10 protein-coding genes are annotated in these 12,530 nt (G+C 42.9%); 7 read left to right on the forward strand and 3 right to left on the reverse strand.

The annotated features are described in order from the left end of the window. Positions 1–19: 19 nt before the first annotated feature. Positions 20–652 carry a hypothetical protein gene (locus LN893_RS02765; RefSeq protein WP_229968065.1) on the forward strand — a complete coding sequence of 211 codons (633 nt, stop codon included), beginning with the start codon at positions 20–22 and terminating at the stop codon, positions 650–652. 32 nt (positions 653–684) lie between these two features. On the opposite strand, the gene LN893_RS02770 is transcribed toward LN893_RS02765, so the two are convergent. Together LN893_RS02770 and LN893_RS02775 are read right to left on the reverse strand one after the other, a co-directional pair. Next, positions 685–1,005 (reverse strand): hypothetical protein, encoded by a 321-nt coding sequence (locus LN893_RS02770; RefSeq protein WP_229968067.1) that lies wholly within the window; start codon positions 1,003–1,005, stop codon positions 685–687. Between the two features lie 23 nt (positions 1,006–1,028). Beyond that, positions 1,029–1,457: a TerB family tellurite resistance protein gene (locus LN893_RS02775; RefSeq protein WP_229968069.1), complete on the reverse strand. Its 429-nt coding sequence runs from the start codon at positions 1,455–1,457 to the stop codon at positions 1,029–1,031. A gap of 288 nt (positions 1,458–1,745) precedes the next feature. Between LN893_RS02775 and pfkA the strand changes: the two genes are divergently transcribed. Beyond that, on the forward strand, positions 1,746–2,717 hold the full coding sequence (pfkA, locus tag LN893_RS02780; protein WP_229968071.1) for a 6-phosphofructokinase: 972 nt from the start codon (positions 1,746–1,748) through the stop codon (positions 2,715–2,717). 51 nt (positions 2,718–2,768) lie between these two features. Here the strand turns inward: pfkA and miaA are convergent, their stop codons facing one another. Next, positions 2,769–3,689 (reverse strand): tRNA (adenosine(37)-N6)-dimethylallyltransferase MiaA, encoded by a 921-nt coding sequence (gene miaA, locus LN893_RS02785; protein WP_229968074.1) that lies wholly within the window; start codon positions 3,687–3,689, stop codon positions 2,769–2,771. A 210-nt stretch (positions 3,690–3,899) separates the two neighbouring features. Between miaA and LN893_RS02790 the strand changes: the two genes are divergently transcribed. The 5 genes from LN893_RS02790 (at position 3,900) to LN893_RS02810 (ending at position 12,227) form a co-directional block, all read left to right on the forward strand. Beyond that, positions 3,900–9,107 carry a PAS domain S-box protein gene (locus LN893_RS02790; RefSeq protein ID WP_229968076.1) on the forward strand — a complete coding sequence of 1,736 codons (5,208 nt, stop codon included), beginning with the start codon at positions 3,900–3,902 and terminating at the stop codon, positions 9,105–9,107. 12 nt (positions 9,108–9,119) lie between these two features. After that, positions 9,120–9,497 (forward strand): response regulator, encoded by a 378-nt coding sequence (locus LN893_RS02795; protein WP_229968078.1) that lies wholly within the window; start codon positions 9,120–9,122, stop codon positions 9,495–9,497. Further along, positions 9,498–9,773, forward strand: a complete 276-nt coding sequence (locus tag LN893_RS02800; RefSeq protein WP_229968080.1) for a hypothetical protein — start codon at positions 9,498–9,500, stop codon at positions 9,771–9,773. Beyond that, positions 9,770–10,531 (forward strand): MBL fold metallo-hydrolase, encoded by a 762-nt coding sequence (locus LN893_RS02805; protein WP_229968082.1) that lies wholly within the window; start codon positions 9,770–9,772, stop codon positions 10,529–10,531. The genes LN893_RS02800 and LN893_RS02805 overlap by 4 nt, the downstream gene beginning before the upstream one ends. Positions 10,532–10,655: 124 nt before the next feature. Then, positions 10,656–12,227, forward strand: a complete 1,572-nt coding sequence (locus LN893_RS02810) for an NFACT RNA binding domain-containing protein (protein WP_229968083.1) — start codon at positions 10,656–10,658, stop codon at positions 12,225–12,227. Positions 12,228–12,530 lie beyond the last annotated feature (303 nt).

Consider the following 12,530-nt stretch of genomic DNA (forward strand, 5'->3'; position numbering starts at 1 on the left):
AAGACTGTTTATCATCAAAATGAAAAAGATCTTACACAAATGCTTTTTGGCTATACTTGTTCTTAGCTTTGGCTGCGGCCCAAAAAACGAAGAAATTCAGGAAGAAAACATTGAAGCACCTTCCACTGCAAGTATAAAAGATTCTATTACCACTGTTAGGCAAGATGCTGTTGAAACCGACGACTACCAGACGCCTCCTGTTGTACTACCACTTCCTCAGCCAGTTTTGGCCATCATTCAGGATAAGTATCCAAATTGGGAACAGCCCAGCTTAACAGAAGAAGCAGAGCGCCGTGCTGAGAACCATGAACAAGGCCCGTTTATAGTACGCGGAGATTTTAACGGCGATGGTTTACAAGATTGTGCTGTTCAGGTTCAGGCTGGTAACGATTTGGTTATCTTAGGTTTTATACAAGAAGAAGGAAACTGGCAAATGCATGAGCTAAGAAGAGACATCTTGTTTAACAGTCGTGGTAACTTGCAAAGCCTCTATTATCTGTATAACGTGGACCCAGGTACTGAACTGTCTGCCCAGAATGAGCAGCAACAGATAGAAACCGAACACGATGCAGTGGCTGTAGGCATCACAGGAAACACGACAGTCTATGCTTATGAAAACGGAAATTTCTCAGCTTATAACTTTGCAGATTAGTGGCTTTAAAAGATTAGTAGGTAAAACCGCATCTAAAATAGCTTCATCGTAAAAAATAAAATGGAGAAGGTAGCCCCCATTACCACACCTAATGCCAAAAGCAACTTGCAAACGCGCAACGAAACAATTTTGTCGTTAAGAGGCAAACCAATGTAGTTGTAGTTAAGGTTGCACAAGAATACACAGAGGGTTAATATAAAGCTCAGAAACCAAAAGAAGGCAAACCTTACCATAAAGGTGTTAGGTAGCTGGCCCTGCAGCCTGTTAAACAAACTTGTGTCTACCATCAGGAACAGGCAAGCCAGCAACACCAAAAAACCAGTGTAGGATAGAATCACAATTCTATTTAACACTCGCACATTCTTCATTTACAGAATTAATAATTAAGAAAAGTTTGTGTTTCTTTTCTGATGTTCTCCCGCGATAGACCGTCTTTAACACCCATCAGAATTTTGCGGACCAGTACGCCTACGATAGACGTATCAAAGCCAAGTTTTGTAGCCATAGTGACACAAAACGCCATCTCGTTCTCGTCCACAATGCCATCTGCCAGCATCATCTCAACCAGGTCATATATTTGGTCGAAACGCTCCATATCATTTGCAGGCATCTGAGGTTCAATCGTTTCTGAATTAGCCAGTAAACTTTGCACATCGGATTTCTTCATTCCATGCTTCTGCCCTATTGCTACAATAAACTCCATCTCCTGCTGGTCTACATGACCATCTACTTTCGCTAGAGCTCCAAGGTTAGTAATGTGGCTCTTCAACCTCTTTGTTTCTTCACTTTCAAAAAAACCAAACATAAGTTGCCTGTATTTATAATTATAATTTAATTCTTATGGTATAACCATTAAATTTGCAGCAATAACGGCATCTTTATATGCTCTTGCGTTCACATAAAGGTACAACAGATTACCCTGAACCTAGGAAGCATATTACGGTGTTTGTACATACGGGTTTTCCTATTTAAGGAGATAATGTTTTATGTTTTTTATTTAATATTTGTTAGAGTAAATGTAACGCAACATCTCATGTTAGGCTCCCAAAGGAAAACCGTAACTTTAGGCTTAATTTACAAAACCACACTATAAATGAAAAGAATTGGTGTATTTACTTCTGGTGGTGACTCCCCAGGCATGAACGCTTGTATCAGAGCGGTTGTTCGCGCCTCTATTTACCATAATGTTGAAATTTTTGGTATCAAGAGAGGTTACAACGGCATGATAAACGGAGAGATCTTCCAGATGGAATCAACCTCAGTTAGCAATATCATCCAGAAGGGCGGAACCATCCTTAAATCGGCCCGCAGCAAAGAATTCTTAACAAAAGAAGGTAGAAAAAAAGCATACGAGCAGCTTCAGAAGCATGGCATAGAAGGTTTGGTAGCTATTGGCGGTAACGGAACGTTTACGGGTGCCAGCATCTTTTACGAAGAGTATGGCATTCCTATTCTTGGCGCACCAGGCACCATTGATAACGACCTTTACGGCACTGACTATACCATTGGCTATGATACAGCCGTAAACACGGCGCTAGATGCCATTGATAAAATTCGTGACACAGCCGACAGCCATGAGCGCCTTTTCTTTGTAGAGGTGATGGGCCGTGACTCTGGCTACATAGCTATACCTTGTGCCATTGGCGGTGGTGCTGAAGTAGCCATGATTCCAGAACAGCTAACTTCTATAGAATCAGTGATAGAAAGTCTTTCTGTTGGGCGTAACCGCTTTAAAACATCGTTTGTAATTGTGATTGCAGAAGGTGAAAAAGAAGGTAACTCCACCATTATAGCACGCAAAGTGGCTGAGGCCTTACCAAACATGGATATGCGCGTTACTATTCTGGGGCACGTACAGCGTGGTGGCTCTCCAACTGCCTCCGACCGTATGCTAGCTAGCCAACTAGGTATTGCTTGTGTTGAAGGCTTGATAAACGGCAGGGCAAACGAAATGGCGGGTATTATTAATTCTGAGCTAACATTCACGCCATTCATAGATACCATCACCAAGAAAAAGGTTATTAACCCGACATACACCCGAATGGTATCTATCCTATCGGTATAAATTGGTCTTAAACTGCTGGTTGTTGAGAGGTTAACTCCCAATAGCCAGCAGTTAATTAACTGCACTGATTTTACCGTTTATAAACTGTACTATCTCCTGCCATTGGTTAGGGTGAAACCAAGTATAATCGGGATATTTGTGAAACCAGGTAAGCTGCCTTTTGGCATAGCGTCGGCTGTTGCGTTTCAGTAGCCGTACAGCTTCCTCCCAATCGTATTTCCCATCCAAGAAATCATAAATCTCTTTGTAACCAACCGTTTGCAGGGCATTTTTATCTCGGTAGGGATAGAGATCTTTGGCCTCCTGTAAAAGCCCTTGGTCCAGCATCTGGTCCATGCGCTTATCAATTCTGTCGTACAGCTCCTGACGATCTCTGTTTAGCCCGATTTTGATTATATCGAACGGCCGCTCCTGCTGCGCACTTTTGCGAAAAGAAGAGTAAGGTTGGCCGCTTGAAAGAGACACTTCCAAAGCCCTGATCACACGCTGTGGATTAGCCTGATCGACCTGTGCATAATAAGCGGGATCTAGTTCTTGAAGTTGTGTGAGCAAGGGAGCTAAACCATCTTTTTCATAACTAGTAACCAAGCTTTCTCTTATGGCAGGATCCGTTTCTGGCATTTCATCCATTCCCTCGCATACAGCTCTAATATACAAACCAGAACCACCCGTCATTATCACTGCATCCTTCTCCTGAAACTGCTGCTCCAGCAGGTTTAGTACATCCTGCTCATAAGCCCCTGCACTGTATTCCTCAGCAATACTATGCGAGTCGACAAAAAAATGCCGTACCCCCTGCTGTTCTTTCAGTGTAGGTTTAGCCGTACCAATTTGCATTTCCTTATAAATCTGCCTCGAATCTGCCGAGATGATTTCGGTACCATAGTGCTTTGCAAACTTTACACACAGTTCTGTTTTACCTACGGCCGTAGGTCCTGCAATCACTATTAAACACTTCCTGTTCTTACTCATTATGTTTTATCACAGGTTTACATTCTTATACTGTAGCTCTATTAATACTACAGCCACAACACTATTTAGACTGTAGCAATGTTATATTAAAAGAAATTAGCCATTGCACTAATTATTTCTTTATTTCTAGTTAAATTTTGATCTTTGTAAAAGAGCCAAAACCTGTTAGTTACAGGTCAATACTCTAATACCTTAGCATAAAATAATATAATGCCGCATATTACTAACGGGCAGATAGACTCTTCTTTGCAACAACAGGCATTGTCTCTTTTGCAACTTCTTTTACAATTATCAGATCCTGAAAGCGGGCTATTAGTTGCCTTGCCAAATGGTCAGGTTCTAGCCTACAGCGAGCAAGTTAATAATTTCTTGCCCACCACAGCAGAAAGTAACACACCGCTCACGCTCGCCTCTATTCTAAAATCAGAGACAAAAGAAGATTATACATGGTTTGTCGAGGAGCTTCAAGACAAAAAGAAGCTTAAAGGTTATATGCCAGCTCCTGCCTCTAAAGGCTTTAGCTATACCTGTAAGCTGCTACAGTACCAGAACGAAACATTTGTTGTAGTTGAGCTAACCCAGGTGCAGCATCATTATGTTGATGAAAGCTACCACAATGTTTTCGAAAACAGCACAGAAGCCTTGTTCATACTCGATCAGGAAGGCAACTTTATAGATGTTAACCATACGGCTTTGGGCTTAATTGAACAGCAAAAGCCAAAGCTGATCGGGAAATCCATTTTCAGGAACTTTGATTTAACGCTGTTCGAACGTGTAGCCCTTAAAGGCCAGTTGCAACAGGCCATGGCAGGCGCTGTACAAAAGTTTGAATGGTGGCTTCATGAAAAGAATCAGGACCTTCTGCCAGTAGAAATCACTTTACAAAAAGGCTTCTTCAATAACACAGAAGTTATTTTCGGCTCAGCCCGAAACCTATACGAAATCATTGGCAACGAGCAGAATGTTCGTTTTAGAAACCATCAGCTAGAGTTTGTTAACAACCTCATCACCAACCTCTCTACAAGCGGAAGCCAGCAGGATATTTTAAAATACACCTTGGATGAACTTCTGGATAAAAGTGACATAGTTGGTGGTAGCGTTTATACCTATACAACCGGTGATGGCAAAGCCTCTTTGGCCTATTCTGCTGGAGAAACTTCTGGCACTTTGCTACCCACAGAAATTGCTATCGCCAGCAATCTAGCCCAACTTTTACTTACAATAGACAGAAGAAGGGCATTGGCAGATATCTGTGACGTTTTTGAAAAAAAGGTTAGTCGCCAACTAACTACCTTACCCATTACTACCGAGCAAGACGTAAAGGCTTTCATTATACTTTGGCCAGAAAGAAAGTCAAAAATATCCCAATCTTTCTTATCGCTGCTTGATTTTATAGGTAACGCGCTGGGCAACTACATTGCGCGGCACGAGTTGCTACTACAGTTATCTACCACTCAAGATAAGTACAAGCTTTTGTTCGAAGCTTCTTACGATGCCATTCTGCTCTTTAAAGATGGTGTCGTGGTGGAATGTAATGAAAAAGCTCTGCAGTTTTTCCGCTGCAAAAGAGAAGATTTGATTGGACACTCCCCTACAGATTTCTCTCCTGAGTTTCAGCCAGACGGTATGCGTTCTGATGTAAAAACTGCCCAACTCGTGGAAAGAGTTTTGGAAACAGGTGAATCATTTACATTTGAGTGGCGAAATAGGCGCAAAGACGGAACCTTGTTTGACTCTGAGATAAATATAAACCGCCTGCTGATAGACGGAAAGTATCATATACAGGCTTTCAAGCGCGACGTTACGCAGCGCAAGCTGATACAATCTGCCAAGCGCAGAGAAGAGGTAGTACAAGAGTCTATGGAGCAGTTCCGCAACTTCATGGATAAGGTAAATCTGATTTACTATAGCCTTGACACTAAGGGAAGAGTAGTTTATTGCAACAATTATTTTTTAAAGTATATTGAGTATAGCCAGGAGGAAGTTCTAGGCAAGAATTACTTTGACCTACTTGTACCATCACAGGATAGAGAACAACGCCGCCAAGATTTTATCAGGTTACTGGAATCCAAGCACGTTAACAGCCATTACGAACGTGATATATTGACCAAGACTGGCCAAACACGGACCTTGCGCTGGAACACGATGTTTGACTATGGTCCTTTAGGAGAACTGAAAGGCATAACGAATGTCGGTAAGGACATGACCGATAAGCGAATTGCAATGGAAGCGCTTAAGGATAACAAAATACGCCTGCAGGACCTCTTCGATAATGGGCACGACCTTATCATGAATATCTCTGTTGACAACAAATTCATTTTTGTCAACAGAGCCTGGAAAGAACGTCTCGGCTATACCGATGAAGATATTGAGTCGCTTACGCTAAACGATATTGTGCACCCCTACTACAAGGCAAAGCTCATTTACCAGCTTCGCAACTTGTACAAAGGTGAGAATGTAAACAAAATTGAGACGGTGTTTCTTACCAAAGCTGGTAAGCCTGTACACCTAATCGGTAGTATAAACTGCAGTTGGCAAGACGGACAACCAGTGGCCACCCGTGTTATTCTGCACGATATAACAGACCGTATAAAAGCGGAGCGCCTTCAAAAGGTATATTATAGTATTGCCAACCTTGCCATCAGCAGTAAAGACTTAAACTCGCTTTACAGTGCCATACATCGTGAGCTAAGCAAGATAATCGAGACGCGAAACATATATATTGCGCTGTGCGACCGGGAACACAACTTCCTGCATTTTGTGTATCTGGTAGATCAGTTCATTGACAAAACTTCCCGAACTCAAATAAGAAGGCAATTCTCAGCAGGTCTTTCAGAGTATATTATAAAAACAGGCAAGCCTCTTTACATGCAGAAGAGAGAGCTTAAAGAGCTTGCCAAAAGTGAAAACTTTGTTATTAATGGTGCCATACCAGAGGTTATACTTTGTTCACCGCTGGCCATTGGCGATCGGATAATTGGGGTTATTACGCTCCAGGATTACCAAAACCCAGATGCCTATGTACATACAGATATCGAGATTCTGCACTTTATATCGAATCAGGTAGCCTTAGCCATAGAGCGTAAGCTAAATGAGGAGCAGATAAACAATCAAAATGCTAGGTTAAACGCCATATTCGAAAGTGGTACGCACCACATGTGGTCTATAAACCGCAACTACGAGCTAACATCGTTTAACAGGAATTTCTCCAATACCTTTGTCCGAAGAACAGGCCAGCCACTTGAAATTTATAACAAACTGGATGACACCAGCCTGATTTCGGCACATGAGTTTTCGTTTGATTTTTGGAAGGAGAAATACGAGAAAGCCTTTGCTGGTAATCCGCAGCATTTCGAAGTACATTTCGAAGGAACAGACGGTTGGCGTGAGGTATACCTAAACCCGATTTACTTAGAAGACGGCTCCTTTGAGGAAATTTCAGGTATTGCTTTAGACATTACGGATAAGAAAAAATCTCAGTTGGACCTGGCAGAAAGCGAAGAAAAATTCCGACACATTTTCGAATCGTTTCAGGATGTATACTACCGCTCTTCTGTAAAGGGAGTAGTGGAATTAGCCAGCCCATCTGTATATAACTTATTAGGTTATACCGAAGAAGAAATTACTGGCTTGCAAACAAGCAAACTTTATGTAAGCCCCGAAGACAGGGAACACCTCGTCAACAAAGTTTTTGAAGAAGGCAGCATCCGTGACTACGAATTAAAGATGGTCTGCAAAGACGGAAGCCATAAAACCGTTATTATTGACTCACAGATTGTAAATGATACTGAGGGCACTCCTGTAGCCTTGGAAGGGGTGATAAGAGATGTTTCGGAGTTAAAACGTACCCAAAAAGCTTTACTTCAGGCCAAAGAAGAAGCTGAGAACCTGCTGAAGGTGAAAACACAGTTCCTAGCCAACATGAGCCATGAGCTTCGTACGCCAATGAATGGCATTATAGGTATGATCGATTTGCTAAGCCAGATAAACACCGATGAGGAGCAGCGAGAATATATTGACACGCTTCGTAAATCGTCGGACGCTTTGCTTGCAATACTAAACGACATACTTGATTTGTCTAAAATGCAGGCTGGTAAACTTGCCATAAACGAAGGTGGCATAGATTTACACGACACTCTTGGCAAGATTCACTCTTTATTCGCTAATCGGGCGCAGCAAAAGGATTTGACATTTACCTACACCATTACGCCTGATACGCCGCGCTACATTTCAACAGATGAAACGCGCTTGCTACAAGTGCTTTCTAACTTAACTTCTAACGCCATCAAGTTTACAAATGCAGGTGAAGTGAGTATTTGGGTACACGGAGAGCAGCTAAAAAATACTGAAGAATATCTTTTACATGTTCGCGTAAAAGATTCTGGTATTGGTATAACGCCAGAAGACCAGCAACTACTGTTCAACGATTTTACGCAGCTTGACAACTCCTCTACCAAAACATTTGGAGGCACTGGCTTGGGTCTGGCTATCTCAAAACAGCTTACTAGTTTGCTTGGTGGCGATATAGGTGTTGAATCTAACTCTGGTTCTGGCAGTACCTTCTGGTTCAACATTAGAGTAAAACAAGCCGATGCTCGAAAAGTGGAGGAACAGCTACAGCGTGAAAACTTGCAGAAAACTGAAATTGAGGTGTTGGAGGGCAACCCGTATGTATTGCTTGTTGATGATAACCAGATAAACCAGAAAGTAGCTCAAAAGCAGTTAGAGCGCCTCGGCTGCCGTATAGATATTGCTTCAAATGGCCTAGAGGCAATTGACTATGCCGTGTCGCATAACTACAGCATCATCTTTATGGACATACAGATGCCTGAGATGGATGGTGTTACAGCAACAAAGCATATCAAAGAAAAACTGCAGCAGAAGTGTCCTCCTATAGTGGCCATGACGGCCTACTCTATGCGCGAAGATGCCGACAGATTTATAAGCCAAGGCATGGATGATTACGTATCGAAACCTATAAAAGGCATTGACTTACATACTGTTATTACTAAGTGGCAACTTGAACGAGGCATAGCAGAAGTGGTATTAGAGGAACAAGAAGCAGAAGCAACAGCGGATATTGAGATTATAGATACAAATGTAGTGGAACAACTGAAGCAGATAGGTGGCGACGACTTTACAAAGCAACTTTACGAGGAGTTTGAGCAGGAAGCAGCAGAGCTCTTAGAAGAGGCCAAAAAAGAGTTGGAGGCACAACATTACAAAAGTATTTTGAGTACATTGCATCAACTAAAGGGTACTGGCTTTACATTAGGCATTAACATAATGGCTGAGCTTGCCAAAACACTTGAGCATGATATTAAAAGCGATAAGCTGGAAAATATAGACAAAACTTTTTCAAAGCTTCTCGATGAATATGAACATTACAGAAAAGCTTACAAAGAAATAATTATCTAATTATTAATTCTTATGGCAGATAAAACCATCCTGATTGCAGAAGATAGTTCTGTGATACTTAACCTGACGAAAAAGATACTGGAGCTACAGCGCTACAAAATTCTTACCGCTAAAAATGGCAACGAGGTAATCAAGCAAGTTGGAAACAACAAGATTGATGCTATCCTGATGGACCTCAACATTCCTGGAAAAGATGGAATGCAGTGCACGCGTGAAATTCGTGCGAATGAGAACAAAGAAATTTCCAGCATTCCTATTATTGCGGTTACAGGTAATGCAAACAACTATACTATGGAAGATTTCAAGGACGCTGGCATTAATGCATACCTACCAAAGCCGTTAGATTTCGATATGTTGGTTCAAACAGTAAAGCAGTATACAGCAGAGTAAATGGAGTTAAAGTATACGCGGCCATTCTTAAACAAGCTGGAGGATATTTTTGCAGAGTCGGACTTTGTGCTGCGCTACGAAAAGGGGAATTTTAAGGCAGGCTACTGTTTGCTTAAAGACATGAAAGTGGCCGTAGTAAACAAGTATTATAGTCTGGAAGGTAAAATTAATTGCCTTTATGATATTCTGCGCACCATTTCAGTAGACGAAACCCGCCTCAGCGAAAAAAACAGGCAACTCTATCTTGACATTTGTAATCAGGAAAAAGCTAATTGAAAATAACGTTTTTAGGCACGGGAACCTCGCAGGGCGTACCAGTTATCGGATGCACCTGCGAGGTTTGCCGTTCAGTAGACTATCGGGATAAAAGACTGCGTGTATCGGTGCACCTGCAGGTAAACGGTAAGAGCATTATCATAGACTCTGGACCTGATTTCAGGCAGCAGGTGCTGCGCGAGCGCATAAAGTCTTTGGATGCCTTGGTGTTTACACACGAGCATAAAGACCATACGGCTGGCCTGGACGATATCCGTGCCTATAACTTTCTTCAGAAAAAAGACATGCCGCTGTATGGCGAAGAGCGGGTGCTAAACCAATTAAAGAAAGAGTTTTCTTACATTTTTGCTGATTTTAAATACCCAGGTATTCCACAGGTAGAGCTCTGCCCGATTACAAATGAGCCGTTCGAGGTAGAGGGTGTGCCGTTTATACCTATTAGGGTAAAGCACTATAAATTGCCTGTTTTCGGCTTCCGCATTGGCGACTTTACTTATATAACTGATGCCAATTTTATAGCCGAAGAAGAGAAAGAAAAAATAAAAGGCTCTAAAGTCATTGTGATGGATGCGCTTAGAAGAGAGCCGCATATTTCCCACTTTTCTTTGCAAGAAGCCCTGGATTTGCTGCAAGAGTTTGAGCCAGAAGTAGCTTATCTCACACACATTAGCCACCTGATGGGATTGCACCGTGAAGTTGAGCAGGAGTTGCCACCCAATGTGCATCTTGCCTACGACGGCCTTCAAATTGAGGTATAAATTATTCAGTTCTTAGTCTGAGTAAAAGCATACTAAGGTCAAGATTCTCTTTACTGTTGCTTATGGCGAAAATTCGTAATTCGTAATTCGTAATTCGTAATTCGTAATTCGTAATTCTAAAAAAGTGCACCAGAACTACTACTTTTTACGCCAGCTAACCAAAGCACTGGAGCAAAGGCTACAGGGCATGCAGGTGCATACTGCTTTTAGCCAAAACAAAGACGAATTGGTAATTGGCTTTGCCGCTGCCGATTCAGAGCTATACTTACGGGCACTGCTTACCTCCCACTTCTCCTCCCTCTCCTTCCCGGCAGAATTCCGACGAGCGCGTGCCAACAGTGTAGAACTGATGGAGCCGATGCTGGGGCAGACAGTGCAACAAGTAATTCAGCATGAGAATGAACGTAGCTTTTACCTGCGGTTGAGTAACAATATGCTCCTGCTGTTTAAGCTTTTTGGCAACCGTTCTAACCTTATACTTTACCAGGACGAGGCACCGCTGGAGCTGTTCCACAACAAGTTCGGCAACGACTTAGAACTGGAGCCGCTGCACATGCACAGGCAGTTGGAGCAGAACAAAGCAGCTTTTGAAGCGGCAAATGGAAACCTACGCAAACTATATCCCACCTTCGGCGACATTCCTGCTTTATACCTGGAAGAGCGCGGCTATAGTTCGGCATCTCTCGACCAGAAGTGGGAACTGGTACAGGACATGCTCGATACTTTAGAATCGCCAGAAGCATACTACCTCATTCGCCTAGACGGGAGGTTGCGGTTGTCGCTGCTGCCGATTGGGGAGATAGTGCAAACTATTACCGATCCGCTGGAAGCCAGCAACACCTACACCCGCACCTACCTCTCCGAAACGGGTTTTGAGCGACAATATGAGCAGGCAAAGCAGCAACTGACGAAGAAACTCAACGGTACCCAAACTGTATTGGCACAGGCCGAAGCCAAGCTAAACGAACTCCGCCACGACCGCTCCTACTCCCAGACAGCCGATGTGATCATGGCCAACCTGACCAATATTCCGCCCCGCGCCACGGAGGTAGAACTATACGACTTCTACACTGACCAGAACCGCACCTACAAGCTAAAGCAAGACGAAACGCCGCAAAAGTTTGCCGAGCGCCTTTACCGCAAAGCAAAAAACCAACATGTAGAAGTGCAGCAACTGGAGGAAAAAACGGAGCGGAAACTGGAAGAGGCCATTATTTTGGAAGATGCTTTACAGGCTTTGGAGGAGGTGAAAGACTATAAGCAACTGAAAAGTTTTCTGAAGGAATACGCCCACCTACTCACCAGCAAACAACAACAGCAGCAGGAAAGCCCTTTTAGGGTTTTTGAGACAGAAGGTTATAAAATATTGGTTGGGAAAAGTGCCCATAACAACGACCTGCTCACCCAGCGCCACACCTTTAAGGATGACCTGTGGCTACACGCAAAGGATGTATCAGGCTCTCATGTGGTCATAAAACAGCAGGCAGGCAAAACCATACCCAATACCGTACTAGAAAAAGCTGCACAGCTAGCAGCTTACTACAGCAAACGCAAAAGCGACTCTCTTTGCCCCGTACTTTACACACCAAAAAAATGGGTGCGCAAACCAAAAGGCGCAGCGCCTGGAGCCGTGGTAGTAGAGCGCGAGAAAGTACTGCTGGTAAAGCCAGAAAACCCTTTTGAGCGAAAGATTTAGGAAAAGGACACTAGTATCAAGACGTAAGACGAAGGACTTTTGTGTTTCTATAACAGACACTGCTACCTTGAAAGACTTCCTGTGCACCATTAAAAAAATAGGCTTTACAGAACATCAAACCTTTGCCAAGTGCACAATTTGGCGCTCCACTGTTTGAGCCTTCAGCGAGTGGGGACAGGGCCCCACGATTTGGAGCGTCTTGATTTTTTTGGACTTCCCTCCTTTTTTCAAGGAGGGGTGCCGCAGGCGGGGTGGTTACTTGTATCAAGACAAAAAGAACAGAGACTTAAACTATAAAACATG

This window comes from Pontibacter harenae, assembly GCF_020907245.1.
GTDB lineage: Bacteria > Bacteroidota > Bacteroidia > Cytophagales > Hymenobacteraceae > Pontibacter > Pontibacter harenae.

Bases quoted from the DNA above. Each gene is read 5' to 3' on its own strand.
- LN893_RS02775 (WP_229968069.1), bottom strand. From the start codon at position 1,457: ATGTTTGGTTTTTTTGAAAGTGAAGAAACAAAGAGGTTGAAGAGCCAC.
- pfkA (WP_229968071.1), top strand. From the start codon at position 1,746: ATGAAAAGAATTGGTGTATTTACTTCTGGTGGTGACTCCCCAGGCATG.
- LN893_RS02795 (WP_229968078.1), top strand. From the start codon at position 9,120: ATGGCAGATAAAACCATCCTGATTGCAGAAGATAGTTCTGTGATACTT.
- LN893_RS02790 (WP_229968076.1), top strand. From the start codon at position 3,900: ATGCCGCATATTACTAACGGGCAGATAGACTCTTCTTTGCAACAACAG.
- LN893_RS02800 (WP_229968080.1), top strand. From the start codon at position 9,498: ATGGAGTTAAAGTATACGCGGCCATTCTTAAACAAGCTGGAGGATATT.
- miaA (WP_229968074.1), bottom strand. From the start codon at position 3,689: ATGAGTAAGAACAGGAAGTGTTTAATAGTGATTGCAGGACCTACGGCC.
- LN893_RS02765 (WP_229968065.1), top strand. From the start codon at position 20: ATGAAAAAGATCTTACACAAATGCTTTTTGGCTATACTTGTTCTTAGC.